We start from the raw sequence: 20,562 nt of genomic DNA on the forward strand, positions 1-20,562 counted from the left end.
GAACACCGACCGGTGATGACCGTACGTGGCCGATCGCACTGCGTCATCTCCTACCGCAACGGCGTGTTTCCCGGCATTTCACCCGTTGGTGGGGGTGTTTGTGCTGGTCAGACGGCCGCGGCTCGGTCGAGACCGCCCTGTGACCCAACCGTTATGTGAGGCACATCACAATCTTCGGGTGGTGCGGTCCTGGCGGTTCGCAGGCCGTCACGCACACACGTCACCAGCACCACGACGGCGGTCACCACGAACACCAACGGATACACCGACTGCGTCACCGGAACGACGGCGTCCGGGACGGGCACCATGAACAACCCGATCGCGTAGACCCCGTCGGGAAACCCGTGCGCCCAGGACAGCAGGGGAGCCGCCAGTGCCACCGGGACCAGCCACGCCGTCGCGCGTCCCGCCCGCAACGCCCGATCCACCGCGAGGATCAGCAGCGGCACGAACCACACCCAGTGGTGGCCCCAGGAGAACGGTGAGACCGCACAGGACGTCAGGCCCACCATCGTGACGGCGAGCAGTTGTCGTCCACTCCGCTGCGCGCCCCAGGCCGCGGCCAACCCGAGCGCCGCCAACACCGCCGCGACCGCCAGCCACAGCAGCCGGGGCGGCTCGGCCACGTCGAGCCAACGTGCCAGGACGCCCGATGCGGACTGGTTCGCGGGCCACGCCGTCTCGCCGATCCGAGTGGAATGCCAGATCACGCCGGTCCAGTACGCCCGCGAGTCCGAGAAGATCACCACACACCCCACCGCCACCGTCGCGGCGAACCCGCCGATCGCGACCGCCGCGGCCCGCCACTGGCGAGTGAGAAGGAGATGGACGACGAACAGTGCGGGCGTCAGCTTGATCCCCGCGGCGACGCCGGCCCCGAGTCCACGCAGCCTGCTGCCCTCGGGGCGCCCGAGATCCCACAGGATCAGCAGCATCAGCAACAGGTTCACCTGGCCCAGCCAGATCGTCGTCCGGACGGGTTCGAGCCAGCTCAACGAGATCGTCAGCAACGCCGTCGCGATGTGGAGGGTGCGGTCGGTCCGGTAGCCCAGCAGCCGCCAGCACAGCAGTACGACGAGGTACAGGGCGACGAAGTTCACGAGGGCGCCGAGGAAGACCGTCATCTCCGGAGAGAACAGCCGCAGCGGAGCGAACAGGACGGCGGAGAACGGCGGGTAGGTCCACCACATGCCGCCGTGCAGAGCGTGGTCGTACAGACCTGCGTCGGACAGAACGGTGGCACCGCCGCTGCGGTACACCAGCAGGTCGAGTCCGTTACGGAACAGGCCCCACAGGGGCTGGCCGAACGGAATCACGCGGTCGTGTGCGACGACGACCGCGACGGCGAGCGCGCCGAGGGTTCCGAGGAACAGGGGATGCGAGGGGAGCGACCGCCCCGCATCCGGGTCGGTGCGGGGCGGTGGGGTCATCAGGCCGGGCCGGGCTGATAGGTGCGGGCGGTGCCGACGTCGACGATGTCCTTGCCGAGCGGCATCAGCGAGATCGGGATCATCTTGAGGTTCGCGATGGCGAGCGGGATGCCGATGATCGTGATCGCCATCGCGAAGGCGGTGATGACGTGGCCGATGGCCAGCCAGATGCCGCACAGAATCAGCCAGATCACGTTGCCGATCAGCGAACCGACGCCGGACGTCGGTTTCTCCACGACCGTCTTGCCGAACGGCCAGAGGGCGTAGATGCCGACGCGGAACGCGGCGATTCCGAACGGGATGGTGATGATGAGGATGCAGCAGATCACACCGGCCACGAGGTAGCCGAGTGCGAGCCACAGGCCGCCGAACACCAGCCAGATGATGTTGAGGATGATTCTCATCACGTGTCCTGTCCCCGGGCGCGCCTGCCGGATCGCAGCGCGGAACCGATGCCGAAGAGGAATCCGATGGGGCACAGCAGTGCCGCCAGGTACAGCGCGAGACCGGGCGTGTTTCCGGTCGCGGATACGACGAAGATTGCGATGACGGCCAACAGGCCGACGAAGAACAGTGCGATGCCGATGCGGAACAGCAACAGCCCGCTCGTGGGCGGGGTGCCGTTCGCTGCGGGGGAGTCGGTGCCGGGAGTTTCAGGTGCCACGCACCCACGGTATCGCCACAAACCCGTGTGCTCCGGAGGGGCACGCGGGGGTAGGATGCAGTCATCGCGTCCCACACCAGGTGGGGCGCGTTCGTTTATGTGGTCGATCTACTTGGATGAGCAGGTGACGCGGTGCCTACCGGCAAGGTGAAGTGGTACGACGCTGAAAAGGGCTTCGGCTTCCTCTCCCAGGACGAGGGTGAGGACGTGTACGTCCGCTCGTCGGCACTGCCCGCTGGAACCGAGAGCCTCAAGGCCGGACAGCGGGTCGAGTTCGGGATGGCAGCCGGGAAGCGCGGCCCGCAGGCGCTGAGCCTGAAGGTGCTCGATCCGGCACCCACATTGCGGCAGGCGAGCAGCAGGCGCGACGACGTCGCCCGCAAGCACACGCCCGACGAACTGCACGGCATGGTCGAGGACATGATCACGCTGCTCGAGGCGAAGGTACAGCCCGACCTGCGCAAGGGCCGATACCCGGACCGCAAGACGGCGCAGCGGATCTCCGAGGTCGTCCGGGCCGTCGCCCGCGAACTCGACGCCTGACTCGATGCCCGCCGCGCACGGGTGAGGGGAACCTCATCCTCGGAGCGAGCAGACCAAAGGAGCCCCCGGTCGTGTGACCGGGGGCTCCTTTTGTCTGCGGTGGCTACTGCGCGGACTGTTCTGCGGCCGGGTTCAGCCCGGGCAGTGTCTGCACGGCCCACACCGGGGCGAAGTCCCTCGACGAGGGCTGCTGGATGATCACGCCGAGCAGTTGCTCGTTCTCCCGCGTCGGCACCGTCACCGAGTAGACCTCGCCCGGCGTGTAGTCGCGGAAACCCTCGAAGACCTCACCGGTGCGGGGATCGCCGAACTGGACGTTGAGCCGCCAGTCGCCCTCGGCGATGTCCTTGGGCAGCGACATCTGCAGCGGCGTACCCGCCTGGACCGGAAGGTACGCGACCTCGAGGTCCGCGCAGCGCATGGTGGAGTCGCACACACCGGCCTGGACGTCGACGGTCTTGCCGTTCGAGTACGCGGTGACGACCGGCAGCGTCTCCGGCGCGTCGCGCACGAGCAACGTGACGACGGTCGCGAGACCGCCCGCGGCCACCAGTGCGATCACCGCGACCACCGCGAGGATCTTCTTCGTCCGGGCTTGCATGCTCATCGTGTCCGTTTCTCGTTCTGTCGTTCCCCGCCGGGTGTGACGGGTTCTGTTTCAGCCGGCCCGGGAGTCGGTGCCGACGGGTGCTTCCTGGTTCGCGTGTTCGGGCCGTTTGCCACCGAGACCCGGGAGCAACGAACGGCCACGGTAGGTGAGGTAGGTCTGCGCCAGTCCGAGGATCAGGACCACCGAGATGACGGTGAAGCCGATCCAGTACTGGGTGGGCAGCAGGATGCCGAGGGTGCCGCCCACGACCCAACTCAACTGAAGCACGGTCTCGGAACGTCCGAAGCCGGACGCGATGGATTCCTCGGGCAGATCCTGCTGGAGCGACGCGTCGAGGGACACCTTCGCAAGGGCGCTGCCCGCGGACGCGACCAGCGCCGCGAACGCTGCCGTGAGGAGGCTGTCGGTGACGGCGACCAGGATCGCGACCGCGGTCACGGCGGCTGTGCAGCGAACCACGACCAGTGCGGGCTTGCCGAGTTTGAGCCGCGCGCCGGTGGCGTTGCCCGCGAAATTGCCGAGGCCGGCGGCCACGCCGACGAGACCGAGCATCGCCGCCTGCATCCACGGTTCGTGTTCGGTTCGCGACTTCGCGACGAACGCGATGTACAGCGTCAGGAAGCCGGTGAGGACGCGAATCGTGCCGTTGCCCCACAGTCCGGTGATGGTCGCGCGTCCCAGGGGTTGGCGGCGCTTGTCGGGGGCGATCGTCTCTCGTTGTTCGCGGGTGATCACCTCGGTGACGGCGTCGTCGCCGTGATACGCGAGCGTCGCGGGCACTTCACCCTCGGTGACCTCGACCCAGGCCGGGATCCGCATGCTCAGGTACGCGCCTGCGATGGTCAGGGCCGCGGTGAACCACAGGACACCGGTGGAACGGAACGCGAACGCGATGATGCCCGCGGCGGCGCCCGCGACGATCGTGCCGCCGATCAAGCCGAACACGGTCAGGCGTGAGTTCGTTCGCACCAGGTCGATGTCGGGCGGCAGGACGCGAGGCGTCACGGCGCTCTTGAGTACCGAGAACGATTTGCTCAGCACCATCATGCCGAGCGCACACGGATACAGCGCCCAACTGTCGAAGTGGAACACGAGCAGCACGGCGAGCACCGTCCGCAATGCGAACGACGACGCCAACGCGATACGCCTGCCCCGCTGCAACCGGTCGAGAGCCGGGCCGATGAGCGGCGCGATGACCGCGAACGGTGCGATCGTGATGAGCAGGTACAGCGCGACCTTCGTCTTGTCCTCTCCGGTCGCCGCGGAGAAGAACAACGTGTTGGCCAGCGCGACGGCGATCGCGGCGTCGGTCGCGAAGTTCGCCATCACCGCGTACGTCAGGTGGGTCAGCCCGGACTTGTCGGCCCCGTCCGCGGTCGCGGCACGCCGGAACGTGGCGATTCCGCGGTTGGTCAGTTCGCGGCTGCGCATCGCAGCGACCCGAGTCACCGTCAGTTTCCGGGGAATCGGAGGCGGCTTCGGGGCACCCGTCCGCGCGGACCGCACCTGTTCGGTTGGCTGGTCGGCGCTCGAGTCTGGGGCGTCGTCCGACGGGCGGGCCCGCCCCGACGTCGGATGCAGCGGCGGCAGGGGTTCGCGGCGGCCCGTCACGCGCCGCGGCGGCGGGTAGTTCGAGTAACCGGGGTGCACCGAGCCTCGCCCGCCGTCGGCGGGCTCCCGACGGCGGTCGGGTTCGGAGGGGTGGCTCGGTCCGGTCACGACTCCAATTCTGTCCTAGTCGGCGGCGCGACAACCAGAAGGCCTGCCGACGATTGCCGTCACAATCGCTGCGCGCCCCGGTGCGGGTCGGTCACGGGACGAATCGAACGTCGAATGTGAGCGGATAGAACTTGCCGGTGATCAGGAAACGGTCGGTCCCGGGGATCGCCGCGATGCCGTTGAGGACGTCGGCGTTCGCGGCCTGTTCGGGTGTCAGCAGCCCCGACGCGTCGATCAGCGCCGTCACCTTCCCGGTGGTGGGGTCGATGCGGACGATCTTCGAGGTCTGCCACACGTTCGCGTAGACGGAGCCGTCGTCGGTGCATTCGAGTTCGTTGAGTTGGTCGAGCGCTCGGCCGTCGAGGGTCACGTGCACCGACCCGACCTCGTCGAAGGTCACGGGGTCACGGAACGTCAGCGTGTCGGAGCCGTTGCTCATCACCAGTCTGTCGGGTTGTGCGCACAGCCCCCAGCCCTCGCCGTCGTAGGTGACTCGTGACTGTTCCGTGAGGGTGGTGCGGTCGCGGGCGAACGCCACGCCTTCCTTCCACGTCAACTGCCAGACGGTGTCGCCGCTGACGGTCAGCCCCTCGCCGAACATGTCGTCGGGCAGGGGAACGCGGACCCGCTCGGCGCCGGTGTCGAGGTTGCGTGCGCTGATGTACGACCACCCGGCCAGTCCGGTGCCCTCGACCAGTTCGCCGTCGGAGATCTCGAAGCCCTGGGTGAAGGCGCTGGGGTCGTGCGGGCGGGTGCTCTGCACCTCGACGTGCAGCCGTTCCACGGAGGTCGTGGAGCTGCCGAAGGCAGTCGGTTCGACGTCGGTGGAGCCTGCCGCACATCCGCCGAGTACGACGGCGACCAGTAGTGCGGTGGCTGTTCGTGTCGCGCCGCCGACCAGTGGGGAGTGGGTCACTCAGTCAGCATGACAGCCCGATCGGGTGCGGAGGCGGTGTGATGCGGCAAAATGGAATCGTGCATGTGCAGTCTGTCTCCAAACTCCGCCCCGTGCGTCCCCTGCTGGCCGATGCCGTCGAGGCCGCCCGACGGGCATTGACCGACCTCGGTGAGGATCAGGTCGGAGAGCATCTCGGTGTCACCGCCGACGATGACACGACGGTGACGCACCGCTTCGCGGCGACGATCCCCGGCTACCACGGGTGGGTGTGGGAGGTGGTGCTGTCCGCGCTGCCCGACTCCGACCGGGTGACGGTGAACGAGTCGGCACTGCTGCCCGGCCCGGAGGCGCTCGTGGCGCCGGAGTGGCTGCCGTGGGATCAGCGGGTGCGTCCGGGTGACCTGTCGCCCGGCGACCTGCTCGCGCCGCGCGCCGACGATCCTCGGCTGGTGCCCGGCTACGTCGCGACCGGCGACCCGGTCGTGGACGACGTGGCGTTCGAGGTCGGGCTGGGGCGCAAGCAGGTGATGAGCCTGGAGGGCCGCCTGGACGCGGCACAGCGCTGGTACGACGGGGACCACGGACCCGACTCGGAGATGGCGAAGGCCGCGCCCTCGACGTGTGCGCTCTGTGGCTTCTACCTTCCGTTGGCCGGCTCGCTGCGTGCCGCGTTCGGGGTGTGCGGTAACGAGTTGTCCGCCGACGGACAGGTCGTGCACGCCGAGTTCGGTTGCGGCGCGCACTCCGACACGGAACTGCCCACCGGGGCGGGTACCCCGAAATACGACGCGTTCGACGACGGCGCCCTCGAGGTCGTGGAGTTGCCTGCTCCGGCGGTGCCTGCCCCGACGGAAACCTCCGAGGCAGTCACGGATGTGGCCGAAGCCGTCGAGACCGTCGCCGACGTGACCGAGCCTGCCGCCGAAGCCGCCGAAGCCGCCGAAGCCGCCGAAGCCGCCGAGACCGTCGCCGAGGTGGCCGAGACCGGGACGGATTCGGCGCCCGCCGAGTGATCGACCCCTTCGGCGCAGACGCACTGCGCGCGGCGACGCTGCTCGCATGGACCTCGTCGCCGACGAGGCTGCGTGAGGACGCCGCCACCGAGTCCGATCTGGTGCGCGGCGGCTACCGCGACCGGGTGCTCACCGAGTTGGCGCAGAACGCCGCCGACGCGGCGGCCCGGGTGGGGGTGCCGGGGCGTCTCGACGTCCGGCTCGACGTCGACGGCCTTCATGTGGCGAACGTCGGGGCGCCGCTGGACGAGTCGGGTGTGCAGGCCATGTCGGCGTTGCGGGTGTCCGGCAAGACCGAGGGCGTCGGACGGTTCGGCGTCGGGTTCACCGCCGTCCTCGCGATCGGCGACGAGGTCGAGGTGCGTTCGGTATCCGGGTCGGTCGCGTTCTCCGCGTCCAGGACCCGTGCCGAGCTCGATCGGGCGGGGCTCGCCGCACCGGAGTCGGGGATTCCGGTGCTGCGGCTGGTGTGGCCGACGGATGCGGTGCCCGCTCCGGGTTTCGACACCGAGGTGGTGATCGCGCCGCGCGACGGCGTCGATCTCCGCGCTGTAGTCGCTGCGATGCGTGAGGAAGCAGTGGATCTTCTGCTGGAACTTCCTGCGCTGCACTCGATCCGCATCGGTGACGCCGAGTTCGCTCGAACCGGGACCGACCTCGGTCGTGGTCTGACGGAGGTCGCTGTCGGCGACCGGGTCTGGTGGCAGTTCACGGGGCCGTCGGCGCGGTGGCTGGTGCCCGTCTCGGACGGGTCGGTTCGTCCCGTCGACGGTGACGTGCTGCGTGCGCCGACCCGAACCGACGAGGAACTCTCCCTGCCCGCGTTGGTCGTCGCGTCGGCCGATCTGCAGCCGGACCGCAGGCGCATCATGCCGGGCGCCGCGATTGCCCATCTGGCGGACGGGTACGCCGAATTCGTTGCGGCGCTGCCGGAATCGGAACGAACGGCACTCGTCCCGCTGCCGGGTTTCGCGTCCGGTGCCGTGGACGAGCAGTTGCGTGAATCGGTGCTGCGCGAACTTGTCGACAACCCCTGGCTGCCCGGCGTCGACGGCGCGTGCCTGCGGCCCCGCGATGCGGCGGTGCTGCCGGGCCTGACCGCGGAGTTGGCGGAGCTGCTGACCGACGCCGTCCCCGGCCTGGTCGCCCCCGACCTGTCCGGGCAGTCCGACGCGCGCGCCCTCGCCGCGGTCGGGGTGCACCGGATCGGGTTGGCGCGACTCGCCGAACTGCTCGCCGGGCAGGATCGCGCGCCCTCGTGGTGGGGGCGGTTGTACGAGGCGTTGACCCCGCTCGTCGTCGACGCTCTCGCGGTCGAGGAGTTGGCGGCGATCCCGGTGCCACTTGCGGACGGACGAACCGTCACCGGACCGCGGACCGTCGTGCTCGGTGAGGGACTCGGCGGCGCGGGCGTCGACTGGGTGCGTCTCGTGCACCCGTCCGCCGCGCATCCACTGCTCGCGCGACTCGGGGCCACGGCGGTGCACGCGCTCGACGTGCTGTCCGATCCGGCACTGCGCGATCGCATCGACGCGCTGTGGGACGGCGACGGTGACCCCGACACCCTTGTCGATGCAGTTCTCCCGCTGGTCGCTGGGGTGTCGACAGGGTCGTTGCCGGGTTGGCTCGGTGGACTTCCGCTGCCCGACCGGTTCGGTGAGTTGCAGGCGGCGGACGAACTGCTGCTGCCCGACGCCCCGCTCGCAGACGTGCTGGTGTCGGAGTCTCCGTTCGGGACCGTTGCGGACCGGATCGTGGACGTGCACGGCGCCGAGGCGCTGCGGGCGCTCGGCGTCGGGTGGGGCTTCGCGGTGCTGCGGGCGGAGTTGCCGACCGGCCCCGACCACGACCTCGACGACGAATCGGACTGGTGGGCAACACTGTCCGACGATCCGGAGGTGCTCGTCGCGGTCCGGGACCTCGACCTGGTCGACCCCGATCGGTGGCCGACGGCTCTGACCCTGCTGGCGTCGGACCCGGAGACGGCCGCCCTGCTCGCGGACCGCGACGGATACACCGCGTGGTGGTTGCGCAGGCACGCCTGTGTCGACGGCGTCCCTCTGTCGTCGCTGCGTTCGCCGGACGATCCGACGTTCGAGGGCCTGCTCGATCCGCTCGACCACCCCGACGCCGACGCCGTGTCGGGTGCGCTGGCGGCGGACCGGATCGAAAGCACCGCGACCGCGGAGGCGCTGCTCGACGGGCTGGCGGATGCGAACCGCGCGCCCGCGCCCGCGGTGATCGCGCGGACACACCGGTTGCTGGCGGAGGCCACCGCCTCGGGGGTGCTCGATCTCGAGGCGCTGTCGCCGCCTGCGCGGGTCCGGACGATCGCGGGTGTCGTCGTCGACGCCACCGACGCGATGGTGCTGGACCGTCCGTGGCTGGCGTCGGTGATTCCCGCGGACCGGTTGGTCGTCGGGGACCTCGCCTCGGCCGGCGCATTGGCGGACCTGCTCGACGTGCCGCTCGCGGCGGAAGCCGTGCACGGTGAGGTGCTCGGTGTCGGTCGCGTCGGTGACTGGGGACGTGAACCGGACGCCGTGCTGGCGTCCGTGACGTCGGGTCGGCCACTGCCCGCGGGTGCGGTGGTGCTGCACGACGACCTCACGGTCCGGCTCTCGGGCGCACGCGACGGCGACGTCGCGGTGCCGTGGTGGGTCGACGATTCGGGGCGCACACATGTCGATGTGCGTCGGATCGATGTGGGGGTGGCCGGTGCCGGGTAACTCGTTGGATCAGGCCGTGCTCGACTGGATGGTGTCGCTGCGCACCCCGTGGCTCACCGATGTGGTCACCGTCGTCACCCACTTCGGGGACACGATCGTCGCGACCGCGATCACCGTCGCGGTGGTGCTCACGTTGCTGCGGCGAGGTCGGGCGCTCGATGCCGTCATGGTCGGCGGCGCGATGGCCAGCGGATTCCTGCTGATGAGCGGCTTGAAACTGGTGTTCGGGCGCGATCGTCCGCCCGTGCCGGTGCGCCTCGTCGAAGAGATCACCCACTCGTTCCCGTCCGGGCACGCGATGATGTCGGCGATCCTGGTGTGCGTGGTCGGCGCGGTTCTGGCCCGCGGTTCGGGTCGCCTCCGGCCGATCGTGGTCGCGGGTCTGGCCCTGTGGACGATCGCCATCGGACTCTCTCGCGTGTACCTGGCGGCACACTGGTTCACCGACGTGCTGGCCGGGTGGGCGCTGGGGATCGGGTGGGCGGCCGTGTGGATCGTGGGAACTGCCCGGTACGGTCGCTCCCGCGACGCGTCGGGCGAATCCGGCGAAAAGGCTACGCCGTAGCCCCCGGTTCTCTACCCTGACCAACTTGGACGTCTGTCCAGTAATCGCCGCAGGGAGAGAGCCGATGTCGCGACGAACCCACCTGACCCGCACCGCACTTGCCGCGCTGGTCATAGCGCCGCTCGCGCTCCTCGGTTTCTACATGTGGGCGCTGTGGAACCCGGGCGACACCGTCTCGCGCCTGCCGGTCGCCATCGTCAACGCGGACGCGGGCGCCGACCTCGACGGCAGCCGGTTGACGGCGGGTGCCGACGTCACCGCCGCGCTCGTCGAGGGCGGCGACGTGAACTGGCACGAGGTGAGCCTCGACGAGGCCAGGGACGGTGTGGACGACGGCCGGTACTACTTCTCGGTGGTGATCCCGGAGGACTTCAGCCGCGACATCGCGAGCGCGGCCAGCGGAGCAGGGGAGAAGGCGCGGCTCGAGGTCGTCTACAACGACCACAACAGCCTGGTCGCCACCCCCGTCGGCGAATCGGTGATGGCGCAGGTGCGATCCGCGGTGTCGGAGACGATCGGCGAACAGTCCGTCGATCAGGTGCTGCTCGGACTCGTCGACGTCGGCAAGGGTCTGTCCGAGGCGGCGACCGGTGCCCAGCAGCTCAACGACGGCACCGGGGAGGCGCTCGCCGGAACCACCGAACTCGCCGCGGGCAGCGCCGAACTCGCCGCGGGACTCGATGAGGCGTACGCGGGCAGCATCGAACTGGTCGACGGCACCGGCCAGCTCGCGGCGGGAGCAGGGGAGGCCGCCGCAGGATCGGGCGAACTGAGCGCCGGACTCGGTCAGCTCGTCGCGGGCACCGACGAGCTCGGCGCAGGTGCCACCCAGATCAGCGAGGTCATCGACACCGTCGTCGGACCGTTGGTGGACGCGGCCGTCGCGGCGGGCCTGTCCGGCGACGAGACCCTCGCCCAGCTCCAACAGCTGCGCGACGGAGCCCGGCAGATCGCGTACGAACTCTCCGACCCGAACGCCGACTACCGCGGTGGTCTCGAATCCGCCGCGGCGGGTGCCGCAGAACTGAACACCGGCCTCGGACAGCTCAGCGACGGCGCCAACCAGCTCGACGCGGGTGCCCGCGAACTCTCGACCGGTCTCGGTCAGCTCGACGAGGGTGCAGGCCAGCTGCGGGACGGCCTCGGTCAGCTCCAGGACGGGGTCGGGCAGCTCGACGCGGGCAGCGCGGAACTCGCGACCGGGCTCGCGGACGGTGCGAAGCAGGTGCCGCAGTTCACGGACACCGAGCGGGCCGCCACCGCCGGTGTCATCTCGTCGCCGGTCACGGTCAGCGCCAACAACGTCGCGCCCGCGGTCGGTTTCGGGCCCGGTGTGATCCCGGCGTTGATGTCGGTGCTGCTGTTCCTGATCGGCATCCTCACCTGGTTCGTCGTCCGGCCGCCGCGTCGTCCGCACGACCGCGTGCACGAGTCGATCGTCCGGGAGGGGTTGCGCCGTTACCGGGTTCCCGCCGCGGTCACCGTCGCCGCGGCCGCGCTGATGGCCGTGCTGTCGATGACGGTCGCCGACGCGGAGCCGCCCAGTGCGCTGGCACTGTTCGCTGTGCTGCTGCTCGTCGGGGCGGCGGCGATCGCGACGGCCCGACTGTTCACGGTCGTGTTCGGTGCGGTGAACGGCACCTTCGTCGGGCTCGGTGCCCTGATGATCCAGGTCTTCGCGTTCGGGGCGGTGTTCCCGATCGAGCAGATGCCCGCGCCGCTGCGCTTGCTCCACGATCTGATGCCGCTGACCTACGCCCGCAACGCGATTCGTATGTCACTCGTCGGCTACTGGGGTCCCCGCTTCTGGCTGGCGATTGCTGTCCTGGTGGCGCTGGTCGCCGGGTCGGTCGCGCTGACCATCTGGTGGCGCAGCCGTCATCGCGACGACGACAGCGACATGGGGCAGGAACCCGGTCCGGTCACCGAGCGCATTCCGGTCCCGACCGGATAGGCAGGCCTCGACTCAGTTCAGTCCGCGCTGCGCGGTGCGGCTACCGCGGCGCGCAGCGCGACGCTGGACCAGGTAGAGCAGTGTCCCGATCGCGCCGAACGCCAGGCCTGCCCAGCAGACCGGGAGCGCGGATTCCCAGCGGTCGCCCGAGACGAGCACCACGACCGTCGCGACGAGCCACGCGACGGTGCCGACCACGAGCACCGGCCGGGGGTCGGTCAGTCGCTCGGGCAGCAGGGGATCGTTACGCGTGTCACTCACCGACACGACGCTACCGGCACGCGTATTCGGCCGCTGCCTGCTACGTGCCTTACGCTCCTGTGGCGAGCGCTGTGCTTGCACACTTTGGGCCTTGAGGACGGGAAGATGGCGGGAACGTCTCGGATACTGGACAACTATTTCAAGATCACCGAGCGTGGATCGACCATGAACCGCGAGGTTCGCGGTGGCCTGGTCACGTTCGTCGCGATGTCCTACATCGTTGTCCTGAACCCACTGATCCTCGGTAGCTTCTCGGCGGACGACGCGGCGGCCAAAACCGATGTTCTGGGCAACATCCTGCCCGTCACCCAGGTCGCGGCCGTCACCGCGCTCGTCGCGGGACTGATGAGTATCGCGTTCGGCATCGTCGCGAACTATCCCTTCGGCATCGCCGCCGGCCTCGGCATCAACACACTCCTCGCCGTCACCATCGCGCCCCAGGTCACCTGGCCGGAGGCGATGGGCCTGGTGGTGATCGACGGCATCATCATCGTCGTCCTCGCGATCACCGGATTCCGGACCGCGGTCTTCAACGCGATTCCCGACGCGCTGAAATCGGCGATCGCGGCGGGCATCGGCATGTTCATCGCGTTCATCGGTTTCGTCGATGCAGGCTTCGTGCGGCGCATCCCGGACGAGGCGGGGACCACCGTCCCGGTCGGTCTGGGCATCAACGGCTCGATCTCGTCGTGGCCGACCGTGGTGTTCGTGTTCGGTGTGCTGCTGATGGGCATCCTCGTCGCCCGCCGCGTCCGCGGCGGCCTGCTCATCGGCATCGTGGTGACCACCGTCCTCGCCGCGATCCTCGAGGCGGTCTTCGACATCGGCCCGTCCGCGGGAGTCGACCCGAAGGGCTGGAACCTCACCGTCCCCGGCATGCCCGACGTGCTGCTGCAGACGCCGAACCTCTCGCTGGTCGGCGACGTCAACCTGTTCGGTGCATTCACCCGCATCGGTGTGCTGTCCGCGAGCCTTCTCGTCTTCACCCTGGTCCTGGCCAACTTCTTCGACGCGATGGGCACGATGACCGGGCTCGGCAAGGAAGCCGAACTCACCGACAAGCACGGCACCCTGCCGAATGTCGGAAAGGCGCTGGTCGTCGAGGGCACCGGCGCGATCGTCGGCGGTGCGGCCTCGGCATCGTCCAACACGGTCTTCGTCGAGTCGGCGTCGGGTATCGCCGAGGGCGCGCGAACGGGACTCGCGAACGTCGTCACCGGTCTGCTGTTCCTGGCCGCGATGTTCCTCACGCCGCTGTACGGGATCGTCCCGATCGAGGCGGCCGCTCCCGCGCTCGTGGTGGTCGGTGCGCTGATGATCGGTCAGGTCCGCGACATCGACTTCACGAAGTTCGACGTCGCCCTGCCCGCGTTCCTGACGATGGTCGTCATGCCGTTCACCTACTCGATCGCCAACGGCATCGGCGTCGGCTTCATCGCCTGGGTCGTGATCGGCGCCGCGAGCGGCAAGGCGAAGCAGATTCATCCACTGCTGTGGATCGTCGCCGGACTGTTCGTCGCATACTTCGCTGTCGGTCCGATAACCGACGCGCTCACCTGAACAGCGCGATAACCTGAACCAGTTGTCTACCAGTGCCGTATCCTCCGTGAGTGACCTTGGATACCCGCTCACTCGCCAGTGATCTGTCCCTGGCTGTCGTGCGCCTGTCTCGACACCTTCGCGGGCGACGGGCCGATTCCCCGGTGTCGTTGACGCAGCTGTCCGCGATCGCCAGCCTCGACGAGCACGGGCCGATGACGCCCGGTGGACTCGCAGCGAAGGAGCGAGTGCAGCCGCCGTCGATGACCAGGGTGATCGCCTCCCTCGCCGAGTTGGAGTTGGTGGCGCGTACCCCGCACCCCACCGACGGCAGGCAGATCATCGTTTCGCTCACCGACTCCGGGCGGGCCCTGCTCGCCGACGAGACCAGCGCTCGTGAGAAGTGGATGACCAACCAGTTGGCGGGTCTCGACGAGGAGCAGTTGCATGTGCTTCGCCGCTCGGTCGACATCATCGGTGGGATGGTCACGAACTCGGAGTAGTCGGGGAACCGGGGTGTCACTGGGGGAAATCGGGGGATGGCGAGTGTGGCGATCGGCCTACTCGCAGGGGTGGAAATCAAGTCGGCTCGGTGCGGCAAGATGGTCGCGTGGCTGACGTTATCGACATCGACAATCCCGCGGATCCGCGGCTGGACGACTTCCGCGATCTGAATTCCTCGGATCGTCGACCCGACCTGCCGGACGGTAAGGGCCTCGTCATCGCCGAGGGCGTACTCGTGGCACAGCGACTGCTGGCGTCGCGTTTCCCGCCGATCGCTCTCCTCGGGGTTGACCGTCGGCTCGGCGAACTCGCAGACGACCTGCGCGACGTCGACGTCCCGTTCTACCGGACGTCCGCGGACGTGATGGCCGAGGTGGTCGGGTTCCACCTCAATCGCGGCGTCCTCGCCGCGGCGCACCGTCCGCCGGCGCTCGACCTCGATGACGTGCTCGCCGGGGCGCGCACCGTCGCAGTGCTCGAAGGTGTCAACGACCACGAGAACATCGGCTCGATGTTCCGCAACGCTGCGGGCCTCGGTGTCGACGCCGTCCTGTTCGGCGACCGCTGCGCGGACCCGCTGTACCGTCGGGCGGTTCGGGTGTCGATGGGGCACGTGCTGCGGGTGCCGTTCGCCCGCGTTCCGGAATGGCCGCACGGTCTGCAGAGGCTGCGGGACAAGGGTTTCCAACTCATCTCCCTGACTCCGAACCCGGAGGAGAAGACGCTCGCCGAAGCGATGACCGGTGAACGGGTGGCACTGCTGCTCGGCGCCGAAGGTCCCGGCCTGTCCGAGTACACGATGCGCAAGACCGATGTCCGTGCCCGCATCCCGATGGCGCCCGGGACCGATTCGCTCAACGTCGCGACCGCCGCGGCGATGGCGTTCTACGAGCGCGTCCGCCTCGGATGAGCGGTCCCTCCGTGGTCGTGACCGTCTTCTCCGCGGTGTTCTTCACGGCCCTGGTGATCGCCTGTGGTGCCGCGATGATCGCCGTCCACCCCGTACTCGCGGCCGTCGTGAACGTGATCGTCGCGGTCGGTGTCGCGCCATCGCTGTGGCAGTGGCGTGCGGTTCCGGTGTGGCGCTGGGTGGTGTACGGGGCGGTAGCAGGGACCATCGTCGGGTGGATCGCGCTGCTCGCCGGAGTGCGCTGAGCGGTGATCCGGTGGGTCAGCCGGCCCTGCGGTGCCACCACCGCCTGCGCCGCCGAACCTCGATTGCGGCAGGCGGCGGTGCCGGAAGCTCCTCACCTGCCGCGTAGAGGGTGAAGCCGCACACCGTCAGATCGGGAGGCGACAGTTCGCCACCGGCTGCCGCGTAACCGAACCCGAGCCACTGCAGGTTCGCGGCGTCGGCGAACTCCCCAGGATGAAACGGCAGCGACAGCGGGTCCGGGAACCTGTCGAAGGAGCGTCGCGGCGGGTGCTCGCCCGCCCAGTACGGTCGCTCCCACACCAGCGGCAGTCCGATGTTCTCGTGAATGAACGACGCTGTCGCACTGAAGGACCGCCGCAGCTCCCCGTGCTCCCAGTACGCGAACGATCCCCACGGCAGCGCGTCCTCGGCGCAGACGAGATAGGTGCGCTCGGAAGCCAGTGGCCGCGTCCATGATCCGTCGAGTGTCGACGGCCGGTTCTGCGCGAGATCGGGGGAGCAGACCACGGTGACACCCGGATAGGTGCCGACGAAGACCTCGCGGGCCGACGGAGCCGCGGACGTGGCGAGCGAGTCGGAACGCAGTGGTACCGCGGTCATTTCGGGATACAACTGCCGGACCAGTGCCCGCGCGGCGTCGGGGTCCGGAGTCGCGTGGTCGCGGAGGACGGAAACGGGATCGAGGGCGTCGACGTACCAGATGCTCGATGCTGTCGGCTCCACTCCGTGCACCCCGCTTCCGTCGAAGTCCTACGAGCGTACGACGGCGACCGCGGATTCGTCGTCCGGACACCGCGCGCCGTCGGGCACCGTGGTCTCGGGCAGATCCGCCGACTCGGCTTTCGCCCTGCCGAGGAACTCGTCGAGGATCGCCCACGTGGTGTCGCGCGCCTCCGGTCCGGCCACCAGTCCGAGGTGGCTGCCCGGAACGGACTCGAACCGCACGTACGGCGACCCGGTGAGCAGTCCCGTGATCGGTTCGACCGCGGCCGCGGGGGCGATCACGTCGGTGGTGCCGCCGACGCCGAGAACGGGAACGCTGATGTCCGCGAGGTCGACAGTGCGGCCTCCGATGTGGAATTGACCTGTGGCCAAGTCGTTTCCGAGGATGAGGCGGCTGCACATCTGGTGGAAGATCCGCGCCGGGTACCCGGGCATCTCGGCCATGAACCGGTCGATGGCCTCCATGCGTGCGAGCGACTCGGTGTTGGTGAGGTTGCGGGCGACGAACCACGGCTTCAGCAGTTCACGGTGCGGCGCCGTCACCCGATAGGCGGCCTGGACGACGGGGGCGGGAAGTCCGCCGAGTAGCCGCGTGACGGCCGTCAACGGGCGCTCGGTCGTGTACCTGCCGATCACGCGCAGCGGGCTGATCACCGGGATGCGGGTGTAGTCGATCGGAGTGCCGATCGCCGTGACCGACCGAATGGGAAGGTCGGCGTGCGCTGCCGCGGTGAGCAGCGAGATCGTTCCACCGAGGCTCCACCCCACCAGGTCGACCGCCGCACCCGCATGGCGGTCACTGATGTACCGCACCGCGTCGGGCACGATGCCGTCGAACCACGCCTCGAAGCCGAGATGACGATCGTCGGCGGTCATCGTCCCGTAGTCGAGTTGGTATGGCGCGTGGCCGCGCTCGACCAGTTCGGCGGCGAGGCTCTGGCCTGGCCGCAGGTCGTAACAGGAGGCGGGCACGGCGAGGGGCGGGACCATCAGGATCGGCCGTGTCGCGGTCTCGGGTTCCGGGCCGAACCGGTAGAGGTCACGGTGTGGCCCGGAGCGGAGCAGTACCGAGGGGGTCCGGTGGGCGGGGGAGACACCGCCGCCGAAGGTCAGCGCCCAGGCGTTCCGGGCGGCGGTGTCCAGGTCGTCTCGCGTCGGTAGGTTGTTAACCAGTCGGGCCGGGTCGAGCAGGCGCACGTGCGTCCCCTGTCAGTCCTTCAGTAGATGTAACTAAAGGTTACAGTGAGTTCCGATCTCGACGCCCCGGTGGTCAGCCGCGACTGCTGCTGCGGACACCCAGGAGCACGTCGTCCCACGACGGCAGATGCGGCTTTCCCCGCTTGTCCTTGGCGCCTTGATGCTGAGGGGCCTGCCGAGGAAGATGCTCGTCGAGGTCGTCGTCGGCAGGCGAGTCGGTTCCCTCGGCGCGCGGGTCGCTCGGCTCCGGTTCGACGTCGACGATCTCCGCCGGTTCGTCGGTCACCGTGCGCTGACCGTCGACGGAGTCCGAGTGGTCGTCGATCGGGTCGTCCGCGGTGTCGACGTCCGCGGGGGCATCGAGGGCCAGTGGTGCGACCGGTGCGAGCCCCCGCAGTGGACGTCCGAAGTCCGGGTCCAGGAGATCCTTCGCCGCGGCGTCGAGGGCCGCGATCGTGCCGCCGTGTGAATCCGGCTGGTACCGCCAGTGCGCCGCGTTGCGGGTGCGACCGGCCTGCCACTGGAGTTGCGCGACCCAGTGGCCGTCCTCGTCGCGCCAGGCATCCCAGTCCGCATCGTCGAGTTCGTGTCCACGGGCACGGAACGCCATCGCCACGATCTCCGCGAGCGTCTCGACCGTCGGGCCGTTCTCCCGGACCGGATGTCCGCCCTGGGCCAGCGACGCCGCGCGACCGCGTTCGAGCAATACCGGGTGCGCGAACCTCTCCACCCGCTTGAGGGAGACGCCCGCCTCCTCTGCGACCTGCTCGACTGTCGCGCCTGCGCGAATACGGGCCTGGATTTCCCGTGGGCGCAACTGGCTCTCGGTTTCGATCTCGATCTGCCCGAAACGGGCAATGTCGCCGCGAGACGCCGCCCGCAGCTTGTCGTCGGCAGGGATCCGGAACCGTTCACCTGTCTCCGAGTCGGCGCACACCACATGCGATCCGCCGGGCTCGAGTCCGATCACCGAGAGTTCTCGCACACTGACCTCCTCATCGCATTCGTCTCGCGATATCGCCCGGGCCGACTGTAATCGACCCCCGCCGACGGCTGGGGGACGACACGCCACACCCGGCGAGGCTGTCGGCCTCGGCCCGGGTTATAGTCTCTAGTTCTCCTTGAGGGTTGGAGTCCGGAGAAGCCCCGTACCGAAAGCCGCGCGGCGATAGGATCGACGCGACGAGCCGACCTCCGCAGGTGGCGGAGTCGGCATCCTTCGGGACGGTTCGCGGCGAGGGCTGAGCGATGGTCGACAGCGGTTTCCAGGACGACGTAACCGAGGACGCCGGGCGCGCCCGATCACCCGCGCGGCGTGCCTTCGACGCCTTCGCGGCCCTACTCGACGGCCCGCTCACCGGACTGGCGCCGTGGATCGTCCTCGCCGTGTTCGAGGGTCCGGGGCGGTTGGAGGAGGCGGCCGGTGCCGCGCTCGCGCTCTCGGTGCTGTTCCTCGTCGTCGACCGGGTGCGCGGACGGTCGGTGAAACTCCTCGGTGTCCTCGACGTCGCCTTCTTCGGGACGCTGATGATCGTGCACTTCGTACTCGACGAAGCGGGCCAGGAGTGGATGGAGACGTGGATCGGCGAGATCGCCAACATCACCCTCTTCCTCGTCGCGGCCGGATCCATGCTCGCGCGGGTTCCGTTCACCATCCAGTACGCGCGCGAGGAGGTGGACGAGCAGTACTGGCACACGCCGAGATTCCTACACGTCAATTACGTGATCACCGGTGCGTGGGCGCTCGCCTTCCTGGTCGCGGCGGTCGCGGGGTTCGTCGGCGACGCGATCCTGCACGACAGCGACAACATCTGGACCGGCTGGGTGATCCAGACCGCCGCGATGCTGTGCGCACTCCAGTTCACCCAGTGGTATCCGGACGTCGTGGAGGCCAGGGCCGCGGCGGAGGAGGGGGAGCCCACGACTCCGGTACCCGGCATCGCGGAACTCCTCGGGCCGCTGGCGACCTGGCTCGTGCCGATCGGCATCATCACTCTCGCGATGGACGGTGGGCCGACGTGGCTCGGCATCGCCTTCATCGCGATCGGCATCGGCACCAACTCGTTGCTGCGACGGTCCACGGACCAGCAAGCGACGGACACAACTGAGGAGAAGGCACCGTCATGACCAACCTGAACGACGTCGACACCCGACACCTACGGCGGGCCGTTGCGCTGGCGGTCGAAACCGGGGACGCCGGGAACCGCCCCTTCGGCGCGGTCGTCGTGGACGCCGAGGGGGAGGTCGTCGGCGAGGGCGCGAACTCGGTCGCGACGTCCGGCGACGTCACCGAACACGCGGAACTCGATGCGATCACCACTGCCTGCGCCGAGGGGAACGCCGACCGACTGGTCGGCGCCGTCGTGTACGCCTCCGGTGAGCCCTGCCCGATGTGCGCGGCGGCGATGGTGTGGGCCGGGGTCGGCCGCGTCGTCTTCGCCGCTGCCGCCACGGATTTCGGAGCGATCCTTACCGGTGGGCCACGGTTCTCGCTGAGCTGTGCTGACGTCGTCGCGTCCGCCGGGACGGGGGTCGAGGTCAGCGGCCCGCATCTCGGCGAGGAGGCTCTCGCCCCGTTCCACAGGTACGTTGCCGAGGAGCATGTGCGGGCCTGACACAATCTGCGGCATGTCGAATCGAAACAACATCTCGTCCGGCTCCGACTGGGAGGCGAAGATCGGATACTCGCGCGCCGTCCGCATCGGGCAGCACGTGCAGGTCTCCGGAACCACCGCGTCGGGCCCCGACGGCCCCGTCGGCGGCGACAGTCTCGCCGAGCAGACCCGGGAGGCGTTGCGCCGCATCGTCGCCGCCCTCGCCGAGGCAGGCGCGAAGCCCGAGGACGTCATCCGCACCCGCATGTTCGTCACCGACATGAGCCGCTGGGAAGAGGCCGGACTCGCCCACGGTGAGGTCTTCGGCGAGATCCGTCCCGCCACCACCATCCTCGAGGTCAGCAAGCTGATCGACGACGCCCTGCTCATCGAGATCGAGGCCGACGCGATCGTCGCGGAGTAGTCCTCTCCTTCGCCCGTCCCCGGTTCGGCCGAACGCCAC

General features: G+C 69.2%; 22 protein-coding genes. 12 read left to right on the top strand and 10 right to left on the bottom strand.

Annotated features, from left to right (window positions below; all coding sequences use genetic code 11):
• Positions 1 to 107 precede the first annotated feature (107 nt).
• From FFS72_RS14965 to FFS72_RS14975, 3 genes are read right to left on the bottom strand one after another with little or no spacing between them, the layout of a single operon-like run.
• Positions 108 to 1,430: a glycosyltransferase 87 family protein gene (locus tag FFS72_RS14965; RefSeq protein ID WP_137874685.1), complete on the bottom strand. Its 1,323-nt coding sequence runs from the start codon at positions 1,428 to 1,430 to the stop codon at positions 108 to 110.
• Complete coding sequence (locus FFS72_RS14970; protein ID WP_137874686.1) at positions 1,430 to 1,834, bottom strand: YccF domain-containing protein; 405 nt, start codon at positions 1,832 to 1,834, stop codon at positions 1,430 to 1,432. Before FFS72_RS14970 ends, FFS72_RS14965 begins: the two co-directional genes overlap by 1 nt.
• The gene (locus tag FFS72_RS14975; protein ID WP_137874687.1) at positions 1,834 to 2,094 is read right to left on the bottom strand and encodes a hypothetical protein; all 261 of its coding nucleotides are present in this window, start codon (positions 2,092 to 2,094) and stop codon (positions 1,834 to 1,836) included. Before FFS72_RS14975 ends, FFS72_RS14970 begins: the two co-directional genes overlap by 1 nt.
• 132 nt (positions 2,095 to 2,226) lie before the next feature.
• On the opposite strand from FFS72_RS14975, the gene FFS72_RS14980 reads away from it, so the two are divergent.
• The gene (locus tag FFS72_RS14980) at positions 2,227 to 2,637 is read left to right on the top strand and encodes a cold-shock protein (protein ID WP_050066572.1); all 411 of its coding nucleotides are present in this window, start codon (positions 2,227 to 2,229) and stop codon (positions 2,635 to 2,637) included.
• 103 nt (positions 2,638 to 2,740) lie between these two features.
• On the opposite strand, the gene FFS72_RS14985 is transcribed toward FFS72_RS14980, so the two are convergent.
• The 3 genes from FFS72_RS14985 to FFS72_RS14995 all read right to left on the bottom strand — a co-directional run bounded on the left by FFS72_RS14985 (position 2,741) and on the right by FFS72_RS14995 (position 5,882).
• Positions 2,741 to 3,244 carry a DUF2771 family protein gene (locus tag FFS72_RS14985; protein WP_137874688.1) on the bottom strand — a complete coding sequence of 168 codons (504 nt, stop codon included), beginning with the start codon at positions 3,242 to 3,244 and terminating at the stop codon, positions 2,741 to 2,743.
• Between the two features lie 51 nt (positions 3,245 to 3,295).
• Positions 3,296 to 4,966, bottom strand: a complete 1,671-nt coding sequence (locus FFS72_RS14990) for an MFS transporter (protein WP_171018692.1) — start codon at positions 4,964 to 4,966, stop codon at positions 3,296 to 3,298.
• Between the two features lie 91 nt (positions 4,967 to 5,057).
• Entirely contained in the window at positions 5,058 to 5,882 is an 825-nt protein-coding gene (locus FFS72_RS14995) for a glutaminyl-peptide cyclotransferase (protein ID WP_249353327.1), read from the bottom strand.
• Between the two features lie 41 nt (positions 5,883 to 5,923).
• On the opposite strand from FFS72_RS14995, the gene FFS72_RS15000 reads away from it, so the two are divergent.
• The 4 genes from FFS72_RS15000 (at position 5,924) to FFS72_RS15015 (ending at position 12,125) form a co-directional block, all read left to right on the top strand.
• Positions 5,924 to 6,877: a DUF3027 domain-containing protein gene (locus tag FFS72_RS15000; protein WP_137874690.1), complete on the top strand. Its 954-nt coding sequence runs from the start codon at positions 5,924 to 5,926 to the stop codon at positions 6,875 to 6,877.
• Entirely contained in the window at positions 6,874 to 9,606 is a 2,733-nt protein-coding gene (locus FFS72_RS15005) for a sacsin N-terminal ATP-binding-like domain-containing protein (protein ID WP_137874691.1), read from the top strand. The genes FFS72_RS15000 and FFS72_RS15005 overlap by 4 nt, the downstream gene beginning before the upstream one ends.
• Positions 9,566 to 10,171, top strand: coding sequence for a phosphatase PAP2 family protein (locus FFS72_RS15010; protein WP_502704121.1), 606 nt, complete (start codon positions 9,566 to 9,568; stop codon positions 10,169 to 10,171). The genes FFS72_RS15005 and FFS72_RS15010 overlap by 41 nt, the downstream gene beginning before the upstream one ends.
• A gap of 64 nt (positions 10,172 to 10,235) precedes the next feature.
• Complete coding sequence (locus FFS72_RS15015; RefSeq protein WP_137874692.1) at positions 10,236 to 12,125, top strand: YhgE/Pip domain-containing protein; 1,890 nt, start codon at positions 10,236 to 10,238, stop codon at positions 12,123 to 12,125.
• A gap of 12 nt (positions 12,126 to 12,137) precedes the next feature.
• Here the strand turns inward: FFS72_RS15015 and FFS72_RS15020 are convergent, their stop codons facing one another.
• A complete protein-coding gene (locus FFS72_RS15020; protein ID WP_050066695.1) occupies positions 12,138 to 12,386 on the bottom strand; it encodes a DUF2530 domain-containing protein in 249 nt (82 codons plus the stop codon).
• Positions 12,387 to 12,491: 105 nt separating this feature from the next.
• Here FFS72_RS15020 and FFS72_RS15025 point away from each other — a divergent pair, with 105 nt between their 5' ends.
• The 4 genes from FFS72_RS15025 to FFS72_RS15040 all read left to right on the top strand — a co-directional run bounded on the left by FFS72_RS15025 (position 12,492) and on the right by FFS72_RS15040 (position 15,584).
• A complete protein-coding gene (locus FFS72_RS15025) occupies positions 12,492 to 13,946 on the top strand; it encodes an NCS2 family permease (protein ID WP_137874693.1) in 1,455 nt (484 codons plus the stop codon).
• Between the two features lie 50 nt (positions 13,947 to 13,996).
• Positions 13,997 to 14,428, top strand: a complete 432-nt coding sequence (locus FFS72_RS15030) for a MarR family winged helix-turn-helix transcriptional regulator (RefSeq protein ID WP_137874694.1) — start codon at positions 13,997 to 13,999, stop codon at positions 14,426 to 14,428.
• A 107-nt stretch (positions 14,429 to 14,535) separates the two neighbouring features.
• On the top strand, positions 14,536 to 15,339 hold the full coding sequence (locus FFS72_RS15035) for a TrmH family RNA methyltransferase (protein ID WP_137874695.1): 804 nt from the start codon (positions 14,536 to 14,538) through the stop codon (positions 15,337 to 15,339).
• A complete protein-coding gene (locus tag FFS72_RS15040) occupies positions 15,336 to 15,584 on the top strand; it encodes a DUF2537 domain-containing protein (RefSeq protein WP_137874696.1) in 249 nt (82 codons plus the stop codon). Before FFS72_RS15035 ends, FFS72_RS15040 begins: the two co-directional genes overlap by 4 nt.
• A gap of 16 nt (positions 15,585 to 15,600) precedes the next feature.
• On the opposite strand, the gene FFS72_RS15045 is transcribed toward FFS72_RS15040, so the two are convergent.
• The 3 genes from FFS72_RS15045 to sepH form a co-directional block, all read right to left on the bottom strand.
• Positions 15,601 to 16,308 carry a DUF6928 family protein gene (locus tag FFS72_RS15045; protein ID WP_137874697.1) on the bottom strand — a complete coding sequence of 236 codons (708 nt, stop codon included), beginning with the start codon at positions 16,306 to 16,308 and terminating at the stop codon, positions 15,601 to 15,603.
• A gap of 27 nt (positions 16,309 to 16,335) precedes the next feature.
• A complete protein-coding gene (locus FFS72_RS15050) occupies positions 16,336 to 17,499 on the bottom strand; it encodes a polyhydroxyalkanoate synthase family protein (protein ID WP_502704122.1) in 1,164 nt (387 codons plus the stop codon).
• A 79-nt stretch (positions 17,500 to 17,578) separates the two neighbouring features.
• Positions 17,579 to 18,490 carry a septation protein SepH gene (gene sepH / locus FFS72_RS15055; protein WP_137874698.1) on the bottom strand — a complete coding sequence of 304 codons (912 nt, stop codon included), beginning with the start codon at positions 18,488 to 18,490 and terminating at the stop codon, positions 17,579 to 17,581.
• A gap of 263 nt (positions 18,491 to 18,753) precedes the next feature.
• Between sepH and FFS72_RS15060 the strand changes: the two genes are divergently transcribed.
• From FFS72_RS15060 to FFS72_RS15070, 3 genes are read left to right on the top strand one after another with little or no spacing between them, the layout of a single operon-like run.
• Positions 18,754 to 19,632, top strand: coding sequence for a hypothetical protein (locus FFS72_RS15060; protein ID WP_137874699.1), 879 nt, complete (start codon positions 18,754 to 18,756; stop codon positions 19,630 to 19,632).
• Positions 19,629 to 20,120, top strand: a complete 492-nt coding sequence (locus FFS72_RS15065; protein ID WP_137874700.1) for a nucleoside deaminase — start codon at positions 19,629 to 19,631, stop codon at positions 20,118 to 20,120. The genes FFS72_RS15060 and FFS72_RS15065 overlap by 4 nt, the downstream gene beginning before the upstream one ends.
• Positions 20,121 to 20,133: 13 nt before the next feature.
• Positions 20,134 to 20,523, top strand: coding sequence for a RidA family protein (locus FFS72_RS15070; protein ID WP_171018693.1), 390 nt, complete (start codon positions 20,134 to 20,136; stop codon positions 20,521 to 20,523).
• The last annotated feature ends 39 nt before the right edge of the window (positions 20,524 to 20,562 follow it).

The organism is Rhodococcus sp. Q, assembly GCF_005503035.1.
GTDB lineage: Bacteria > Actinomycetota > Actinomycetes > Mycobacteriales > Mycobacteriaceae > Rhodococcus_G.